2 protein-coding genes and 2 pseudogenes are annotated in these 22,103 nt (G+C 67.7%); all 4 read right to left on the bottom strand.

Annotation, left to right across the window (positions count from 1 at the left end):
* Positions 1-127 precede the first annotated feature (127 nt).
* Positions 128-16,045, bottom strand: coding sequence for a type I polyketide synthase (locus NJ1_RS39005; protein ID WP_067693044.1), 15,918 nt, complete (start codon positions 16,043-16,045; stop codon positions 128-130).
* A complete protein-coding gene (locus tag NJ1_RS41135) occupies positions 16,042-16,773 on the bottom strand; it encodes an acyl carrier protein (RefSeq protein ID WP_422615756.1) in 732 nt (243 codons plus the stop codon). Before NJ1_RS41135 ends, NJ1_RS39005 begins: the two co-directional genes overlap by 4 nt.
* A gap of 84 nt (positions 16,774-16,857) precedes the next feature.
* A pseudogene (locus NJ1_RS41130) lies at positions 16,858-19,365 on the bottom strand (SDR family NAD(P)-dependent oxidoreductase); the annotation flags it as partial.
* Positions 19,366-19,467: 102 nt separating this feature from the next.
* A pseudogene (locus tag NJ1_RS41125) lies at positions 19,468-22,103 on the bottom strand (type I polyketide synthase); the annotation flags it as partial.

Here is a 22,103-nt window from a genome sequence, read left to right as displayed (position 1 = left end):
GCCGCGTGCTCGAGTGCGTGTATCCGGTTGCGGGCTTCTCGAAGCTCGACCGTCATCCGTTTCAGATACTGCGTGTACTTGGCTTCGTCGGCCATGTGTCTCAGTCCTTCGATCGCAGTGCCGGAGCTCAGAATTCGCGATCGATGAGCGCCAAGAGCTCCTCACCGCTCGCCGATTCGATATCGCTGTTCGGGTCGGACTCGGACTCGGTGAGCCCTGTCCATCTCTCGGTGAGCGCCCGGAGGCGTGTGAGCACGTGCTGTGTGGTCGGGTCGTCGCGACCAGCCCACGCGGACCCGGTCAAGGCCGCCTCCAGACCGCCGAGCAGGTTGTCCACCGCATGGGCGGAGTAGGACTCCGGGGCGGGGGTGCCGCCGACCAACTCAGCGGCCAGATAGTCGACCAGTGCGGCCGGATCCGGGTAGTCGAAAATCAGGCTCGCGGGGAGTCGGAGACCCGCCGTCACGCCCAGACGGTTCCGGAAGTCGACTGCGGCCAGGGAATCGAAACCGAGTTCTTTGAACGCGCGGTCCGGCTCGATCGCGGCTGCCCCGTCATGTCCCAGAACCGCGGCGACCTGTTCTCGCACAACGCTCAGCAGCAGGTCTCGACGACGGTCGTCATCCAGCCCCGCCACCCGTTGCCGCAGATCGGGCCCACCGGTGCCGGCTGTCGCGGCGGCCACTCGGCGTCCGGCGCGCACCAGGTTCGACAACGCCGCCGGAAGACGCCGTTGATCAGCCAGGGTTCGCAGCGCCGCCGGGTCCAGCCGCGCGGGCACGAGCAGCGCTCGATCGGAGGCCAGCGCGGCGTCCCACAGCGCCAGACCATGATCGGTCGTCATGGCGGTGAGTCCGTCGCCGCCGACACGTGACCTGTCGCCGTCGGTCAGCCGGCGAGTCATCCCTGTCTCCTGCGACCACAATCCCCAGGCGAGTGAGGTGCCCGACAGGCCCTGTGCCCGCCGATACGAGATCAACCCGTCCAAGAAGCGGTTTCCCGCCGCGTAGTTCGCCTGTCCCGGGGTACCGAGGACGCCCGCGATCGACGAGAACACCACGAAGAGTGACAGATTCAGGTCCGCGGTCGCCTCGTGCAGGTTCCACGCACCCCCGACCTTGGGAGCCATTACGGCGTGCAGCCGATCGGCGGTCAGCGTCTCGATGACACCGTCATCGAGTACTCCGGCCGCGTGCACCACCCCGGTCAGAGGCCCGGACGCGTGGAGCTCGGAGATCAGCTCGCGCACCGCGGTTCGGTCGGCTACGTCGCAGGCCATGACTCGCACCCGCGCTCCCGCGGTGCGCAGTTCTTCGACAACCGGCTCGACCCCCGGAGTCCGGGCACCCTGGCGGCTGGTCAGTACGATATTCCGAGCGCCGTGCGCGGTGACCAGATGCCGGGCGATGACCGAACCCAGGCCGGTCGTCCCGCCCGTCACGATCACAATTCCTTCGCCGAGCGGAGTACGCGTGGATTCCGTGTCTGCGCCCCGTGTTTCGACGACGGTCAACCGCGGGACGAGTATGTCCCCCGCACGAAGGGCGAGCTGTGTTTCCCCACGCGGTGCGCGACTCACCACTCGCCCGATCTGCGCGTCGTCCAGCTCGATATCGCTGTCGAGCACAACGATCCGCTCCGGGCTCTCTGCCTGCGCGGAACCCACCAATCCCCAAACGGCTGCCCCGGCCAGGTCGGTGACCCCTCCCAGCTCGGTATCGACCGCGCCCCTCGTCAGGACGATCAGACGCGAATCGGGGTACCCGGGTTCACTCATCCACGACTGCACGGAACTCAGCACGGCGGCTACCCGCGTGTTGACTTCGGCAGCCACATCGGGGACGACAGTGTCTCCGATGCAACGCAGCACCTGAATGTTCGGCAGTTCCGCCGGGTCGGGGCGCGGCTCTTCGGCGGCGGGAACCCACCGCGTCTCGTACAGACCCTTCACTGGGACGTCCGTCAATACAGCGGCGAGCTGTTCCGCCGATACCGGCCGCGACAGCAACGAGTCCACCGTCAGCACCGGATACCCGGCCGGATCGACGATCTCGACCGAGACACAGTCGGTGCCCGTCGTCCGGAGCCGAGCCCGGACTCGGGTCGCACCCGTCGCGAACAATTCGATTCCGGACCACGCGAAGGGCAGAACGGTCCGATCCGAGTCCGCCGAGGTGATCAGGACGGCGTGCAGAACCGCATCCAGGAGCGCGGGATGGATTCCGAAGCCGGAGCCGTCGCCACCGGGCAACGCGGCTTCGACGAACACATCCGCCCCGTCGCGCCAGACACCCTCCAGCCCACGAAAAACCGGCCCGTAACCGTAGCCGCGACGGGCCAGGCGGTCGTACACCTCGGTCAGGTCGAGGGCTGTCGCTCCCGGGGGCGGCCACGCCGCCCAAGTGGTCGATTCCGGCACGTTCTTCTGCTCCGCAGGGGCGAGCACCGCCTCGGCGTGGATGGTCCACTCGGCGGATTCATCTGCCCCGGAACCTGTTTCGGTCTCCGGTCGTCCGAATACCGTCGCCGTGCGGGTCCCGTCGAGGGCCGGTTCAGCGACCACGATCTGCACCGCGATGGCCGAGTCGGTCAGAACGAGCGGCGTCGTGAGCGTCAGTTCACGCACCACGGCGCAATCCACGCGATCGGCCACGGTCGCCATCAGATCCACGAAACCCGCTCCTGGCAGCAACACCCGGCCGAACACCGCGTGATCGGACAGCCACGACGCCGAAGCCACCGACAATCGGCCCGTCACCACGATCCGGCCACTGTCCGGCGACTCGACCTCTGCGCCCAGCAGCGCATGGTCGACCGCACGCAATCCCAGTCGCGAGATATCGGTCCGCGGGCGCTGATCGAGCCAGTACCGCCGGCGCTGGAACGCGTACGGCGGCAACGACACCCGGCGTCGGTGTGCTTCGGGGGCGAGCGCGGACCACTCCATCGCGCCGCCCGCGACATACAGTTCCGCCACACCCGACAACGCCGCCATCACCTCGGCGACCTCGCGGCGCGCCATGGCCATCACTCGGGTCCGAGCCGGGTCCACGCCCTGAGCGATCATCGGCGCCAGCATCGCGTCCGGACCGACCTCGAGAAAGCGGGTGATCCCCGCATCGGACAGCGCCGCCACCCCTGCGGCGAACCGCACCGAGCGGCGCACATGATCGACCCAGTAGCCGGTCTCCGCGTAGCCGTCTCCGGCGAGCTCCCCGGTCAGATTCGACACCACCGGAATCTGTGGAGCCGACACGGTCAGATCCGCGATGTCATCGGCGAACCGAGTCAGCATCGGATCCATCAACACGGAGTGAAACGCATGTGAGACACGCAGGCGCGAGGTCTTGCGTCCGCGCTCGGCGAACACCGCCGCCACCGACTCCACCGCTGCGGCGACTCCGGAAATCACTACGGCCCCTTCGGCGTTGACCGCCGCGAGATCGACACCCTCACGCAGCTCACCGGTGACTTCCGCTTCGCTCGCCTGGATCGCGGCCATCGCTCCGCCCGACGGTAGCGCCTGCATCGAACGCCCGCGCACCACCGCCAACCGCGCGGCATCGGACAGCGACAACACTCCTGCCACGTGCGCCGCGGCGATCTCGCCCACCGAATGACCCGCTACGGCGTCCACGGTCACACCCCACGATCGCAGCAGCCCGAACATGGCCACCTCGAAGGCGAACAGCGCCGGCTGCGCGTATCGGGTCGATTCGAGCAGTGCTTCGTCCGAGCCCCACATCACTTCTCGCAGTGGTCGATCCAGCCATCGATCCACCTCGGTCAGGACCGAATCCAAGGCCTCCGCGAACACCGGAAAGGCTTCGGCCAGTTCACGACCCATGCCCAGCCGCTGCGAACCCTGACCTGAGAACAGCACAGCGGTGCGCCCGGGGACGACGCGACCGGAGATCACGCCGGGACCCGGCAGACCGGTAGCCAACGACTCCAGACCGGCCGTCAGGTCTGCGCGGTCGGCACCGAGCACAACCGCACGGTGATCGAAGACACTGCGGCACAACAGCGATGCGGCGATCTCTCGATTCGAGACCTCCTCTGCCTCCAGGTGCGCCAGTAGCGCTGTGGCCTGCGAGGAGAGTGCGGGCATGGATTTCGCCGCCAGCGTCCACGGCACCACTGGCGAGGTCGCGACGACGGATTCCGCTGTGGATTCGGACTCCGCCGGGGCTTCCTCGAGGATGACGTGAGCATTGGTTCCCGAGATCCCGAACGAGGACACCGCCGCACGCCGAGGGCGACCGTTACGCGGCCACTCACGCGCCTCGGTGAGCAACTCCACCCGACCCGCGGACCACTCCACATGCGGAGTCGGCGTATCCACATGCAACGTCGCAGGCATCCGCTCGAAGCGCAACGCCTGCACCATCTTGATCACACCCGCCACACCCGCAGCGGCCTGAGCGTGACCCATGTTGGATTTGATCGACCCCAAGCGCAGCGGCTCACCAGCCTCACGCCGACCATAGGTCGCCAGCAACGCCTGCGCCTCGATCGGATCACCGAGCCTGGTACCGGTCCCGTGTGCCTCCACCACATCCACATCACCGACATCGAGCCCGGCATTGGCCAACGCCTGACGAATCACCCGCTGCTGCGACGGACCGTTCGGCGCGGTCAAACCATTGGACGCACCATCCTGATTCACCGCCGACCCGGCCACCACCGCCAACACCCGGTGCCCCAATTCCTCTGCGCGTGAGAGCCGTTCGACGACCAGCACGCCCACGCCCTCGGCCCACCCGGTGCCGTCGGCGCCGCTGTCGAAGGATCGGCACCGCCCGTCCGGTGAAAGGCCCTGCTGCCGTGAGAATTCAATGAATACCTCCGGTGTCGACATGACCGTGACACCGCCGACCAGAGCCAGGTCGCACTCGCCCGACCGCACCGCCTGCCCGGCCAGATGCAGCGCCACCAGCGAGGACGAGCACGCCGTGTCCACCGTCATCGCCGGGCCCTCCAGGCCCAGCACATAGGACACCCGACCGGAGGCGACACTTGCCGCGATAGACGGGATTCCGAAGCCCTCACCGCCGTATCCCTGCGGCGATGCCAACCCCGTGAAGACGCCGGTGTCGCTGCCCTTCAGGTCGTGCGGGTCGATGCCCGCGTCTTCGAGAGCCTCCCACGACACCTCGAGCAGCAGTCGTTGCTGCGGGTCCATACCGAGAGCTTCGCGCGGGCTGATGCCGAAGAAGTCGGCATCGAATTCCGCTGCGTCATAGAGGAATCCACCAGCTCGAGCGTAGGACTTCCCCGGTTTCCCGGGTTCGGGGTCGTACAGCCGCGCTGGGTCCCAGCCACGGTCGGCGGGTAGCTCGCCGATCACGTCGAGACCTCGGTCCACCATGTCCCACAGTGCGCGGGCCGAATTCACACCACCTGGATATCGGCATGCGATGCCCACGATGGCCAGCGGATCACCCGCCGTGTCGATCGTGGTCGTCATGGCGCGGCGTCCGGAGGTCGACTCGTCCTCGAACCCCAACTCAGAGAACAGGAATCGGGCCAGGGAATCTGGTGACGGGTAGTCGAAGACCGCGCTCGCCGGCAGTTTGACGCCCGTGGCGTTGCCCAGGCGGTCCCGGAAACCCACCGCGTCCAAGGAGTCGAAGCCCAACTCCTTGAAAGCGCGATCGGGTTCGATGGCGGCTGCCCCCGAGTGTCCCAGCACCGCTGCCGCCTGCTCACGCACCAACTCGAGCACCGCGTCCAAGCGGCGATCCGGTTCGAGGGCCGCCAAGCGGTCACGCAGTGCGTTGCCGATCTCGGGCGCCGTGTTCGTGGCGGCACGGCGTCCCACGCGCACAAGGCCGGACAGCAGCGCCGGCAGTCGGCCCTCCTCGGCTCGGGCTCGCAGCGCCGTTCGGTCCAGTCGCGCGGGCACCGCCAGCGGTTCGCCGGTGTCCAGCACCGCGTCCCACAGCGCCAGGCCTTGTTCGTCACTCATCGACGTCAGGCCGTCACGGTTCATCCGTGACACGTCATGCGAGTTCAGTCGCCCGGTCAATCCGGTTCCCTGCTCCCACAGACCCCAGGCCAGGGAAATCCCTGCCAAGCCACTGGCACGGCGGTGCGAGATCAAGCCGTCCAGGAACCGGTTGCCGGCCGCGTAGTTCGCCTGGCCCGCTGTACCCAGCACGCCCGCGATCGAGGAGAACACCGCGAACAGAGACAGCTCGAGTTCCGCCGTCGCGAGATGCAGATTCCAGCCACCGTCGACCTTGGGCGCCAGTACATCCCGCAATCGGGCAGCGCTCAACGACTCGATGACGCCGTCGTCGAGGACGCCGGCCGCATGCACCACGCCCACCAAACGCCGTGAGGACACGATCTCCGACACCAGGTCGTTCAGTGCGACGCGATCGGTCACGTCGCACGAGACCACTCGAACCTGGGCGCCGGCCGCTTCCAGTTCGGAGACCACGGCATGCACCTGCGGTGTGGCGAGTCCGCTGCGACTGGTCAGCACGAGGTCGCGCGCGCCGTAGGCGTCGACCAGATGCCGCGCCATCAGCGCACCCAGGCCACCGGTGCCGCCGGACACCAGAACCGCGCCGGCGCCGAGGCAGAGTTCGTCCGGTCGTGACACTGCCGGCCCGCGGTCCGCCGCGATTAGGCGCGGCAGCAGGATCGCGTCTCCACGTAGTGCGAGCTGCGGCTCGGTCGCCGCGATCCGGCTCAGCGCCCACCCGATATCGGTCTCGTCCACGTGAATATCACTGTCGAGCAGAATGATTCGATCCGGGTGCTCGGTCTGCGCCGAGGCCACCAACCCCCAGACCGCTGCTGCCGCCGGATCGGTCACGGGAGTGCCGGGGGTCTCGATCGCTCCTCGTGTCACCACCACCAGACGGGCATCCGCGAATCGTGCCTCACCCAGCCAGTGCTGCAGGACGTGCAGGACATATGCGGTCAGCTCGTGTGTGGCGACGGCGAGGTCGGCAGACTGCGGGGCGGCGTTCACAGCCGCGGCGCCCGCGCAGCGGATCGCGTAGAACTCCGCGAGCGGCCCGGTGTCGGCGGCATCCATCGCCGTCGAGAACTCATCGAACACCGTTGCCGAAGAACCGCTTTCGAGTACTCGGATGTCGCCGATCTCGCGAATCCGGGTGTCGGTCTCGGCGTCGATCCAACCGAGCAGATGCAGCCCTTCAATCGCGTCCGAGGTCTGGCCCGCGGCCAATTGCCCGGGCGAGACCGGGCGCGAGAGCAGTGAGTCCACGGTCATGACCGGCCGGCCTGCCGTGTCCGCCACCTCGATCGAGAAGGTGTCGGCGCCGGTGGCGCGCAGCCGAGCACGCACCCGCGTCGCGCCCACTGCCAACGATCGAATTCCCGACCAGGCGAAGGGCAACCGGACTTCCGAATCGGTACCGGAGGTGATGAGCACCGCGTGCAGCAGCGCGTCCAGCAAAGCCGGATGCGTCCCGAAACCGGTCCCGTCGCCGCCGGGCAACTCGGCCTCGACGAAGATCTCCTCCTCGGTGCTCCAGACGGCGCTCAGCCCTCGGAACGCCGGGCCGTAGTCGTAGCCGCGACCGGCCAGCAACTCATAGGCTCCCGCGATGTCGACGGCGATCGCCCCCTGTGGAGGATCGAGCGCGAAGTTCGGCGTCGCCTCGGGCCCCTGGATGCTCTCGGCTGTGCCGATCACACCTTCGGCGTGGAGGGTCCAGTCTCGCGTTCCGGCGGCGCCCTCGTCGGTGTCGCCCTGGATGCGGGAATGGATCGACACCCTCCGGTCGCCGTCGGCGCCGGGTTCATCGAGCACGACGCACACCTGAACGGATTTGTCGTCCAACAGCAGTGGCGCGGTGAGGGTCAGTTCGCGGACCGAATCGCAACCGACCCGGTCCGCGACGGCGGTCGCCAGTTCGACGAAACCCGTTCCAGGGAACAGGATCCGGCCGAAAACCGCATGGTCGGCCAGCCAGGGCATGGTAGCGACCGACAAACGTCCGGACACGACGACGCGTCCGCTGTCCGGGACGTCCACGATCGCGCCCAGCAGTGCATGCGGCATGGCGCGTAACCCGAGTCCCGAGGCGTCGGTGGCAGAGTCCGGAAGCTGCCAATACCGCTCATGCTGAAAGGCGTACGGCGGCAGCGAGACCCGCCGACCGCCGCAGTCGGCCGTCGCCGCTGCCCAGTCGAGGGGGCCGCCGGCGACGAACAGCTCCGCTGCCGAGATGAGGAATCGTCGCGATCCCCCCTCCTCACGACGGAGCGTCCCCACCACAACGGCATCGCCGCCCGCCTGAGATCCGGAACCGGCGAGAACGTCGAGATTGTCGTGGACCGCGGTGGTCAGCACCGGATGCGGACTCGACTCCACGAACGCGCGACATCCCGCCTCGAACGCCGCCGCGAACGCCTGATCGAAGCGCACGCTCTCACGCAGGTTCGTGAACCAGTACTCAGCGGTCAATCCGACCGTGTCCATCGGCTGTCCGGTCACGGTCGAGATGAATACCGGACCGCCGTCCGGGACGGACCGAGGAGCGATCCCCGACAGCGCCTCGAGCACGGACTCCCTCAGCGAGTCCACATGCGACGAGTGCGAGGCATAGTCCACCGGGATGCGACGGGCCCACACGCCTTGGCGCTCACACATGGCGATCAACTCCGCACACGCGTTCGCGTCGCCGGAGATCACCGTCGCCGCAGGACTGTTCACCGCCGCAACGCTCAGGGCAGGGCCCCAGCCAGCGATCAAATTCCGGGCACGGTCCACGGGTGCCGCCACCGAGACCATCGCTCCGGACCCCGCGATCGCGCAAATCGCACGACTGCGACCCACCACGATCCGCACGGCGTCCTGCAGAGAGAGCGCGCCCGCGACGTATGCGGCCGCGATCTCCCCCTGTGAATGACCGATCACCACATCCGGGCGCACCCCGACCGACTCCCACATCGTCGCCAGCGAGGTCATCACCGCGAACAACGCAGGCTGCACGACATCGACCCGCTCGAAGTCCACGTCAGCGGCCGTCCCCGACACCACTTCGAGCAGTGACCAATCCACCAGCTCCGACAACACCTCCTGCACTGCCGAAAGATGTTCGGCGAACACCGGAGAGCTCTCGAGCAGCTCCCTGCCCATGCCGATCCACTGCGAACCCTGACCCGGAAACACCAGCGCCGTGCGAGTACCCGTGACCCGCGCCCTCCCGGTCACCGTCGGTTCCTCGAGTCCGGCCAGCAGCTCCCCGATTCCGGCTCCCACCACGACGGCGCGGTGCTCGAAGACGGTTCGAGCGGTGAGCGAGACCGACACGTCTCCGGTCGAGACATCCTCGGCCGCAATGTATTCCCGCAGGCGAGTGCCCTGGTCGGCGACCGCCCGGGCGGATTTCCCCGACAGCACGAACGGAAGGACCCGCTCGGTGCGTGCGGCGACAGATCCGTCCGGGTCCAGGCCCTCGCCCCGAGGCGCGGGCGGAACGGCCGGCTCTTGCAGAATGACGTGAGCGTTCGTGCCCGAGATCCCGAACGACGACACCGCCGCTCGCCGAGGCCGTCCATTGCGCGGCCAGTCTCGAGGCCGTGTCAGCAACTCCACTCGGCCGGCCGACCAATCCACATGCGGCGAAGGCTCATCCACGTGCAGCGTCGCGGGCATACGCCCGAAGCGCATGGCCTGCACCATCTTGATCACACCCGCCACGCCTGCGGCGGCCTGGGCATGGCCCATGTTCGATTTGATCGAACCCAGCCACAACGGCTCACCGCCCGCACGCTGCCCGTAAGTTTCCAACAGTGCTTGGGCCTCGATCGGATCACCGAGCGTGGTGGCCGTCCCGTGCGCCTCGACCACATCCACATCACCCACACCCAGCCCGGCGTTGGCCAGTGCTTGCTGGATCACCCGTTGCTGTGCAGGGCCGTTCGGCGCGGTCAGACCATTGGACGCGCCGTCCTGGTTGACCGCCGAACCGGCCACCACCGCCAGCACCCGATGACCCAGTTCCTCGGCACGGGAGAGGCGTTCCACGACGAGTACTCCGACGCCCTCGGCCCAGCCCGTGCCGTCGGCCCCGCTCGAGAACGAACGGCACCGCCCATCGGATGAAAGGCCTTGCTGCCGAGAGAATTCCACGAACACTTCCGGTGACGCCATGACGGTGACGCCCCCGACCAAAGCCAGTTCGCACTCCCCCGCCCGCACCGCCTGCCCGGCCAGGTGCAACGCGACGAGCGACGACGAACACGCCGTATCCACCGTCACCGCGGGACCCTCGAGGCCCAGTACGTAGGAAATTCGCCCCGACGCGATCGCCCCGACCCCGTCGGCATCGGGGTAGTCGTGATACATCAAACCGGCATAAACGCCGGTGGGGCTACCCTTGAGGCCGTGCGGATCGATTCCGGCATCTTCGAGCGCCTCCCACGAGGCCTCGAGCAACAGCCGCTGTTGTGGATCCATCGCCAGCGCTTCCTTGGGGCTGATGCCGAAGAAAGATGGATCGAAATCTCCTGCGTCACAGAGGAATCCCCCCGAGCGTGTATAAGTTTTGCCCGCCCGGCCCGGCATCGGGTCGTACAGCGCGGCGATATCCCAGCCGCGGTCGGCCGGGAAGTTCCCGATCACGTCGAGTTCACGATCGACCATGGACCACAGCGCGGTCGGCGAATCCACCCCACCCGGATACCTACACGCCATTCCCACGATCACCAGGGGCTCGTCGGCTGTCGCCACTGCCGCCCTCACCCCGGTGACCGGCTCGCTCGCGCCGCATTCCCGCAGCAGGTACCGCGCCAATACCGCGGCGGCGGGATAGTCGAAGACCAGGCTGGAGCGCAGGCGAAGGCCGGTCGCGGCAGAGAGCGCGTTGCGGAACTGCAACGCGGAGAGCGAATCGAACCCCAGGTCCTTGAAGGCGCGGTCGGGATCGACTGCTGCCGACGTGTCGTGCCCGAGTACGGACGCCGCTTGCGTGCGGATCAGATCGAGCACGAGGGGGTACCTGTGTTCGGCCGGAACCCGCATCAGCTGTTCGCGCAACCCGATCGAGGTGGCGTCGGCGACGCCGGCGACCGCTCGACGCGCGTTGCCCACCAGGCCGGAAAGCAGCGGCCGCAGCTGACCGGCACCCGCGTGTGTCCGAAGGACCGCGCGATCGATTCGGGCGGGCACCAGCAGCGCACGACCACTCGCCAGAGACGCGTCCCACAGCGCCAGGCCCTGCGCGGTCGACATCGCCGCCAGCCCTTCACGATTCATACGCGTGACCGCGCCGCTGTCCAGATGCCCGGTCATGCCGGTAGCCCTGTCCCACAACCCCCAGGCCAGCGAGACACTCGGCAACCCGTGCGCGCGCCGGTAGGAGACAAGTCCGTCCAAGAAGCGATTTCCCGCCGCGTAATTGGCCTGTCCTGGGGTGCCCAGCACCCCCGCGATCGAGGAGAACACCACGAACAGCGACAGATCAAGACCGGCCGTGGCCTGGTGCAGGTTCCAGCCGCCATCGGCCTTGGGACGCAGAACGGCGCGTAGTCGTTCGGTGGACAGCGAGGGAAGTACACCGTCATCGAGCACTCCGGCCGCGTGCACCACGCCGCTGAGCCGGGCACCGGCGGTGATGCCGGAAACCAATTCCCGCACCGCATTCGGATCAGCGACATCGCAGGCGATGACCCGCACCCGGGAACCCGCAGCACGCAGGTCCGACACCACCGAGTCCACGCCGGGCGCCTGCGGACCACGACGGCTGGTCAGCACCAGGTCCTGTACCCCGTGGGCCAGCACCAGATGCCGGGCCACCAGCGCACCCAGGCCGCCGGTGCCGCCGGTGACCAACACCGCCCCGTCCGCGATTCGCGGTAGATCGTCCGATTCCGGTTCCGTGGAGACACGTTCGACAGGCTCCAGACGCGGCCGCAACAGTTTCCCGTCATGCCATGCCAGCTGAGGTTCGTCGTCTGCGACCCGGCTCAGCAGCTGCGCGACCTCGGCGTCGGTGAGGTGGACATCGCTGTCCAGCAGTGTGATCCGGCCAGGATTCTCCGACTGCGCCGAAGCCACCAAGCCCCACACAGCGGCGCCGGCGAGATCCTGCACGGCCGTGTCGTCGGTATCGACAGCGGTCGTGGTCAGCACCACCAGGTGAGTCGAGGCGAAGCGCTCCTCACCGAGCCACGATTGCAGCGTGCGCATCACCTGCGGCAGGCCTGCGTGCACACCGGCGATCGGGTCCGCGGCGGCGTCCGCGGGCGCCCATCGCAGGAGAACGACATCGGAGATCTCATCCGGGAGCTGCGCCCACGGGTCGTCCTCGATGCCGCCATCCGCCAGCTCTATCGATCGGATACCTCCGGTGCGACCGTTCAGCGTGTCGACCACGACGGGGTTCCACCGCACACGATGCAAACCCTCGGGGACGATCGACTTCGAGGCCTCCGTGAGCTGATCTGCCGAAATCGGCCGCGTCAGTAAGGTTTCCACCGTCAGTACCGGTTGCCCGGCGGCGTCGAACACCTCGATCGATACGCTGTCCCCGCCGAGCGGGCGCACGCGTGCTCGGACCCGTGGCGCACCGACCGCGTGCAATCGCACTCCTGACCACACGAAGGGCAGCATCACCCGCTCGGCGTCGGAGGTAATGGCCAGGGCGTGTAGAACGGCATCGAGCAGGGCGGGATGCAACGCGAATTGCGGGCCCTCGGTACTCGGCAACGCCGCCTCGACGAATACCTCGTCCGCGACACGCCACACACCGATCAGGCCCTGGAACGCCGGACCGTATTCGTACCCGCGCGAGTTCAGATCCTCATAAACGCCGGAGATGTCCACTGCCGTCGCGCCCGCCGGTGGCCACACGGGGAGCTCCTGCTCCGTCCGGCCGGATCGGTCGTGGCCCGACATCGCAACCGTGGCCTCGGCGTGCAGGATCCACTCGAGGCCGGCTCCGTCGTCGGGTCGGGAGTAGACCGACACCCGGCGGCTGCGCTCGGCTACCGCATCGGTCTCGCCCCCCACGATCACCTGCAGCTGAATCGCGCCCTCGGACGGCACGATCAGGGGGCTGCGCAGTGTCAGTTCCCGCACCAGGTCGCAATCGAGCTGGTCGGCCGCGTGCAGGACCAGATCCACGAATCCGGTTCCGGGGAACAGTACGCGCCCGAACACCGCGTGATCGGCCAGCCACGGCATAGCACTGAGCGAGACTCGGCCGGTGAGCACCAACTCTCCCGCGTCCGCGGGTTCTATCGCGAGGCTCAGCAGCGGATGCTCGGCCGAGCGCAGACCGAATCCCGCCGCGTCGGCGGTCGCCGCCGCCTGCCAGAAATGCCGATGCTCGAAGGCGTACGGAGGCAGCGATATCCATCGTCCACCGGCCGCCGTGGCGATCGCGGGCCAGTCGACCGCGCCGCCTCCTGTGAACACGGCCGCCGCGGAGGAGAGCAAGCGTCGCTCGCCGCCGTCGTCACGGCGCAACGACTCCACTATCACCGGGTATTCCGTGGATTCGGTGCCGGCTTCCGCTCTGTCGCCGCGGCTTTCGATCAGCATGCCGGTGATGTCGTGAGTACTGGTCGTCAGTACCGGATGCGGGCTCGACTCCACGAAAATCCGGCAGCCGATCTCGAACGCCGATTCCACCGCCCGCTCGAAGTCGACCGTCTCGCGCAGATTCGTGTACCAGTACTCCGCGGTCAACTCCGCGGTATCCATCGGCCGACCGGTGACCGTGGAGACGAACACCGGTCCACCGTCCGCCACCGTGCGCGGCGTGATGCCGGCCAGCGCATCGAGGACCGAATCCCGCACCCGCGCGACCTGTTCCGAATGTGAGGCATAGTCCACCGGAATCCGTCGCGCCCGAACCCCCTGGCGTTCGCACGCGAGGACGAGTTCGGCACACGCGAGTGCGTCGCCGGAGATCACCGTCGCGGCGGGGCCGTTCACCGCCGCGATACTCAAGGCGGCGCCCCAGCCGCCGATCAACTCACGGGCCCGGTCGGCCGGCACGGCCACCGAGACCATCGCGCCCGACCCGGCGATCGCCGCTATCGCGCGGCTGCGTCCCACCACCACCCGCACCGCGTCCTCCAGCGAGAGGCCACCCGCTATGTACGCCGCCGCGATCTCACCTTGAGAGTGCCCGATCACCACGTCGGGACGAACACCGATCGATTCCCACCACCGTGCCAGCGATGTCATCATCGCGAACAACAGCGGCTGGACCACATCCACCCGCTCGGGATCCACGTCCCCGGCGGTTTCCGAAATCACCTCCAGCAGCGACCATTCCACCAGCGTCGAGAGCGCCTGATCGACCGCACGCATGTGGTCGGCGAATACAGCCGAGCTGTGCAGCAATTCCCGGCCCATGCCGATCCACTGCGAACCCTGCCCCGGAAACACCAGAGCGGTCCGTCCGGTCGCACCGACGGGCGACACCGGTACCACGGCATCCAACCCGGCGGTCAGCTGCGCGAGGTCCGATCCGAGAACGACAGCGCGGTAGGAGAATACGCTGCGCCGGGCGAGTGCCGCGGAGACATCGGCGGCCGAGACATCGGCGCCGGTCACGAATTCGCGAAGACGGGCGGCCTGTGCCGTGAGCGACGCGGCGCTCTTGGCAGACAACACCCACGGCAGTATCTGCGTCGGAAGCGCCGAGTCTTGCTGGGCTGCAATTGTTTCAACCGGCGGCGCTTCTTCGAGGATGACATGGGCATTGGTCCCCGAGATCCCGAACGACGACACCGCCGCACGCCGAGGGCGACCACTACGCGGCCACTCACGCGCCTCGGTCAACAACTCCACCCGACCCGCAGACCACTCCACATGCGGCGACGGCGTATCCACATGCAACGTCGCGGGCATCCGCTCGAAGCGCATGGCCTGCACCATCTTGATCACACCCGCCACACCCGCAGCGGCCTGCGTATGACCGAAATTCGACTTGATCGAACCCAGACGCAGCGGCTCACCACCTTCGCGCCGGCCGTACGTCGCCAAAAGGGCCTGCGCCTCGATCGGATCACCCAACCTGGTACCGGTCCCGTGCGCCTCCACCACATCCACATCACCGATACCGAGTCCGGCATTGCTCAGCGCCTGACGAATCACCCGCTGCTGCGAGGGACCGTTCGGCGCGGTCAAACCATTGGACGCACCATCCTGATTCACCGCCGAACCCGCCACCACCGCCAACACCCGATGACCCAATTGCTGTGCGCGCGAAAGTCGTTCGACAACCAGCACACCCACACCCTCGCCCCAGCCCGTCCCATCGGCCGAGGCCGAGAACGAACGGCATCGCCCATCGGCCGAAAGCCCCTGCTGCCGGGAGAACTCCACGAACAGTTCCGGTGTCGCCATCACCGTGACGCCGCCTACCAGTGCGAGGTCGCATTCCCCGGACCGCACCGCCTGCCCGGCCAGATGCAACGCCACCAGCGACGACGAACACGCCGTATCCACCGTGACGGCCGGTCCTTCCAAACCCAGCACATACGACACCCGACCGGACGCGACACTCGGCGCGGTAGCGGGAATCCCGTTGCCCGCCGTGCCGTATCTGGCCAGCGAGGCGACGCCGACATAAACACCCGTACTGGTGCCGCGCAGCGTCTCGGGGTCGATACCGGCGTCCTCGAGCGCTTCCCAGGACACCTCGAGCAACTGACGTTGCTGCGGATCCATCCCGAGGGCTTCCCGGGGGCTGATGCCGAAGAACTCTGCGTCGAACTCGCCTGCGTCGTAAAGGAATCCACCCGAGCGCGCGTATGTCTTCCCGGCCGTGCCGGGTTGCGGATCGTACAGTCCGTCCACGTCCCAGCCGCGCCGGCGAGGAAAGTCCCCGATGGCGTCGGCGGCGGAATCGACCATCTCCCACAGTCCGTGCGCGGAGGTCACACCACCCGGATACCGGCAGCCCATACCCACGATCGCCAAGGGCTCCGGCGCCGATTTCCCGAGCAGGCCGCGGTTCTCGCGGCGCAGTCGTTCCACCTGCTTCATCGAGGCGCGCAGCGCGTCGAGAAGATTCGAATCGGAGACGCCGGTCATTTGTTTTCCTCCACGGCAGATTCGTGCTCATCGAACAGGTCGGCGTTCAAGGCACGGCGAATCAAACTCTCGGCATCCATGCCGTCGATATCCCCGCCGTCGGCCCCGTCACCGACGTCGAGGGCGGGCGCACCCGCAAGTTCCATCAGACTGCTCAGCAGCCCTGTTTCCCGCAGGGTCGACAGGGGAATGCCGAGCAGCAGTCGCCGCAGTTCGGTCTCTTCGTCCGAGGACTGATCCGGTTGCGCCCCTGCGGAATTCGCAGTCAGATCGCGGATGTGCAGGGCGAGCGCTTCCGCGTTGGGATAGTCGAACATGACGGTGGTCGGCAAAGCCAGGCCGGTCTTCGCGTTCATACGGTTGCGGAACTCGACAGCGCCGAGCGAGTCGAAGCCCAATTCCTCGAACGGCTTTCGCGCCTCGATCGCATTCGAGCCGGAATGCCCCAGGACCGCGGCGGCCTGCTCGCGCACCAAGTCCAACGCGAGTTCGTACCGGCGATCGTCGCTCGCGCCGGCCAGGCGATCCAGCAGGCGGGGCTCGTCCACCTGATCATCCGACGCAGCCTTCGCACGTGAGGCCCCAGCGAGCCTCGACAGCAGAAGCGGCAACCTGCGTTGTTCGGCCAAGGCACGCACGCTGATTCGGTCCACACGGGCGGGGACCACCAGGGAGTGACCGGAAACCAGCGCGGCATCCCACAGTGTGAGACCCTCCGCGGTTGTCATCGCGACCAAACCCGTGCGGTTCATCCGTGAGACGTCGTCAGCGGACAAACCCCCGGTCATCCCCGTGGCCTGATCCCACAGACCCCAGGCCAGGGAAACGCCGGGCAGTCCGTGCGTCCGCCGATACGAGACCAACCCATCCAGGAAGCGGTTGCCCGCGGCGTAGTTCGCCTGCCCAGGTGTGCCCAGGACGCCCGCGATCGAGGAGAACACCGCGAACAACGACAGATCGAGGCCCGCGGTCGCCTCGTGCAGGTTCCAGCCACCGTCGACCTTGGGAGCAAGCACACTCCGCAATCGATGCTCGGTCAACGACTCGAACACACCATCGTCGAGCACTCCCGCCGCGTGCACCACGCCCGTGAGCCGACCCGACGCGACGATCCGAGACACCAACCCGCTCACCGCGACTCGATCCGCGATATCGCAGGACTCGACTCGAACCCGTGCACCGGCGGAGCGCAGTCGCTCCACCAGCACGCCCACATCGGGTGTGTCCGGCCCGCTGCGGCTGACCAGGACCAGGTCCCGCACCCCATGCGCATCGACGAGGTGCTGGGCCAGTACCGCCCCCAGACCACCTGTCCCACCCGATACCAGTACCGCGCCGTCGGAAACAGGGGGCGGAACCGTCAGCACCAGCTTGCCGATGTGCCGGGCCTGGCTCAGGTATCGCAGTGCCTCGCACACGTTCTCGATGCCCCACTGCATGACCGGCGGGGGTGTGAGCAGGCCTCTGTCGAACAGACCGACGAGGTCGGTCAGAATCCGCTGAATGAGATCGGGGCCGACGCGCAGCAGGTCGAAGGGTCGATAGTCCACGCCGGGGTACTTCGCGGCAATCACCAGCGGGTCGCGGGGATCGGTTTTGCCCATCTCCATGAATCGGCCGCCACGCGGCATCAGCCGCATCGAGGCGTCGACGAATTCGCCTGCGAGAGCGTCCAATACCACGTCCACACCGCGACCCCCGGTGGCCGCCAGAAACTTCGACTCGAAGTCGAGCGTCCGGGAGTTGCCGATGTGCGACTCGTCGACACCCATCGACCGCAGCACGCTCCACTTCGCCGGACTCGCCGTGGCGAAGACCTCGGCGCCACGGTATCGGGCGAGTTGAACCGCGGCGTGTCCCACACCGCCGGTGGCCGCGTGAACGAGCACGCGATCGTGCGCCTGAAGGTCGGCGAGTTCGAACAATCCGAGATAGGCGGTGGCGAATGCCACCGGGACGGCCGCGGCCTGCGCGAAGGACAACCCGGACGGAATCCGTACGATCATTCGCTGATCGGTGGTCGACTCCGATCCGATCCCATCCCCGAAGATCCCCATGACGCGGTCTCCGGGCGTGAACCCGGTCACTCCCGGACCCACCTGCGTGATCACGCCGGCGGCCTCGCTGCCGATCCCGGCATCCTGTCCGGGATACATTCCCAAGGCGATGAGCGCATCGCGGAAATTCAGGCCGACTGCTCGGGTCGCGACGCGCACCTGACCCGCCGTCGGCGGTTCGTGAACCGTCGAGAGCAATCGGACGTTCTCCAGCGTGCCCACCTCGGTGACGTCCAGCTGCCACGGGCCGGCGGCGGGAACGACCGCTACGGTGTCCACGCGCTCGAGCCTCGGCACCAGCACCTGATCACCCCGCAGGGCGATCTGCGATTCCTCTGCGGACACCCGCGCCAGCGCCCGCCCGACAACAGTCCCATCGATCGGAATATCACTGTCCAGCAACACGATTCGACCAGGATGTTCGGACTGAACCGACGACACCAGCCCCCACACCGCCGCAGCGGCCAGGTCGGTGGCCGGACAGCCGTCGGTCTCGACCGCTCCCCTGGTGAGCACCACCAGTCTCCTCGCGGACCGATCCTCGGACAGCCATTCCTGGAGCACTGACAGCGCACGTCCGGTGAGAGTGTGGGCTCGCGCGGCCATGTCGAGATCGGTTGTGGCGCGATCTACTCCCGAGTCGGGTACGCATCGCAATGCCACCGCCTCGTGCGTCGCACCGGGTAGATCGTCCCCGTTCATCAAGTGCGACAGGCAGTCCTGCTCGGTGATGCCGGCGATTCGGACCCCGGTGGTCCCGCCCCGACCGAGATCGGTGCCGACCGAAATCCAGCGCATATGGTGCAGGCCCTCGGTTGCCGTGGCCGCGAGGGCGCCCGCCAGTCGCTCAGCCGAAATCGGCCGCAGCGACAGCGATTCCACTGTCATGACCGGACGACCGGACGAATCCGCCACGTCGAGCGTGACCTTGCCGGGTGCGACGACCTGCAAACGCGCCCGGACCTTGGTCGCGCCCTCGGCGTGTAACCGCACACCGGACCATGCGAACGGCAGGACGACTTGCTCGTCGTTACCGGAGGTCAGCAGCACAGCCTGAAACACTGCGTCCAGGAGCGCGGGATGAATGCCGAACCCGGGCGTGCCGCCGCCGTCCGGTAGGGCCGCCTCGACGAACGTCGCGGTATCGGTACGCCACACCCGCGACAGCCCCTGAAATACCGGCCCGTACCGATAACCGCGCTCGGCCAGAGTTTCGTATGCTCGGTCGAGATCCATCGCGCGGGCCCCGGCGGGCGGCCAGTCTCGCAGCTCGGGCACCGGCCGGGGAGCCGATTCCGGTGGCGCGATGAGTCCTTCGGCGTGCACGGACCACGGACGTGCGCCGATCTCCGCTGTGTCGTTGTCCGTTCCAGCCTCCGCGCGGGCATAGACAGTGACGGCTCGTACGTGTTCGGCATCGGGCTCATCGACGATGATCCGCAGCGCGACAGGAACATCGGTGAGCACCAGCGGTGCGGTGATGGTCAGCTCCCGCACCATCGCACCGTCCAGCCGCTCGGCGACAGCGGTCACGAGATCGACGAATCCCGTGCCCGGCAACAGGACCCGATCGAACACGGCATGGTCGGCCAGCCAAGGCATCGCAGCGCGCGACAGCCCACCGGTCACCACCAGTCTGCGACTGTCCGGCGACTCCACCACCACGTTCAGCAGCGGGTGTTCGAGTGTGGGGAGACCGAGCCCGGCCATCGGTGTACGCGAGGACTGATCGCGCCAGTACCGTTGCCGATCGAACACATACGGCGGCAGCGAAACTCGCCGGCCGCCGGCACCGTCGGTCACCGCGCTCCAGTCCACTGCCCCACCCGCGGTGAACAGGTGGGCGACCGCGGTCAGCAATGCCGAGGGCTCCGGAACGGTCGCACGCAGGCTCGCGACCGCCACCGCGGGATCGACCGATTCGGCGATCATCGCGGTCAGCGCCGCGCCGGGACCCATCTCGAGGAAACGCGACACCCCCGCAGCGGACATGGCCACGACACCGTCGGCGAATCTCACCGGTCGGCGCACATGCTCCACCCAGTATCGAGGCGTCGCGTAGCCGGGACCGGCTGGTTGCCCGGTCAGGTTGGACAGCACCGGAATGTGCGGTTCGGTGATCGAGATCCCGGCGATCTCGGCGGCGAAATCCTCGAGCATCGGATCCATGAGTGCCGAGTGGAACGCATGTGAGACGCGCAGTCTGCTCGTCGTGTGACCGCGTTCGGCACAGAGTCTCGCGATTGCCTCGACTGCGGCGACGGCGCCCGAAATCACCAGCGACATAGGCCCGTTCACCGCCGCCACGCTCACGTCGGTGGACAGCAGATCCTCGATGTCGCTCTCGCGGGCACGGATGGCGAGCATGGCTCCGTCGGCGGGCAGGGCCTGCATGAGCCGGCCGCGCACCGCCACCAGGCGCGCCGAATCCATCAGGGACAACGCCCCGGCCACATGCGCGGCGGCGATCTCGCCGACCGAATGCCCCATGACAGCATCGACCCCGACGCCCCACGATCGCACGAGCCGAAAGAGCGCGACTTCGACGGCGAACAGCGCCGGCTGCGCGTACCGAGTCGAACGCAGCAGGGCCTCGTCGCCACCCCACATGACTTCGCGCAGAGGCCGATCCAGCCAGCGATCCAGTTCCGCGAGGACCTCCTCGAGCGCCGCAGCGAACACGGGGAACGCGGACGCCAGCTCCTTGCCCATTCCGAGTCGCTGGGAGCCCTGCCCCGAGAACACCAGGCCGGTGCGTCCGGGTTCCGCCCGGCCCGTAACCACTCCGGCAGTGGTGCCGTATGCGCCCAGTGCGTCCAATCCCGCGAGCAGTTCCGTTGTACCGGAACCGATGACGACGGCTCGGTGCTCGAAGAGCGAACGGCCGGCCAGGGACACCGCCACGTCCGCGGCCGACACCGAGGACGAACTGCCGAAGCGCCGGAGCCGATCAGCCTGTCCGCGCAGCGACGCCGCGGTCTTCGCGGAGATCACCCAGGGCAGCGGCCGCGGTTCCGGTATCACCGAATCCTTCTCCCCTGCCGCGATTTCCGTGACAGCCGGTGGTTCTTCGAGGATGACATGGGCATTTGTCCCCGAGATCCCGAACGAGGACACCGCCGCACGCCGAGGGCGACCGTTACGCGGCCACTCACGCGCCTCGGTCAACAACTCCACCCGACCCGACGCCCAATCCACATGCGGCGACGGCTCATCCACATGCAACGTCGCAGGCATCCGCTCGAAGCGCATGGCCTGCACCATCTTGATCACACCCGCCACACCCGCAGCGGCCTGAGCGTGACCCATGTTGGATTTGATCGACCCCAAGCGCAGCGGCTCACCACCTTCGCGCTGACCGTACGTCGCCAACAGCGCCTGCGCCTCGATCGGATCACCCAACCTCGTACCGGTGCCATGTGCCTCCACCACATCCACATCACCGACATCGAGCCCCGCATTGGCCAGCGCCTGACGAATCACCCGCTGCTGCGACGGACCGTTCGGCGCGGTCAAACCATTGGACGCACCATCCTGATTCACCGCCGAACCCGCCACCACCGCCAACACCCGATGACCCAACTCCGTTGCACGCGACAGCCGTTCGACAACCAGGACGCCCACACCCTCGGCCCACCCGGTGCCATCGGCGGCACCGGAGAACGAACGGCATCGCCCATCCGGCGAAAGCCCCTGCTGCCGCGAGAACTCCACGAACATGTGTGGTGTCGCCATCACGGTCACACCGCCGACCAGAGCCAGGTCGCATTCACCGGACCGCACCGCCTGCCCGGCCAGATGCAACGCCACCAGCGACGACGAACACGCCGTATCCACCGTGACGGCGGGACCCTCCAGACCCAGCGCATACGACACCCGACCCGAGGCCACGGCGCCGAACCCATCACTGTCCGGATAGTCGTGGTACATCAGGCCCGCGTAAACCCCTGTCGCACTTCCCTTCAAGCTCTCCGGTTCGATCCCGGCATCTTCGAGCGCCT

The sequence above is a fragment of the Nocardia jejuensis NBRC 103114 genome, from assembly GCF_001613145.1.
Lineage (GTDB): Bacteria > Actinomycetota > Actinomycetes > Mycobacteriales > Mycobacteriaceae > Nocardia > Nocardia jejuensis.
The sequence above is the reverse complement of the archived record's forward strand: the minus strand, read 5'-3'. Positions and strand labels throughout refer to the sequence as shown.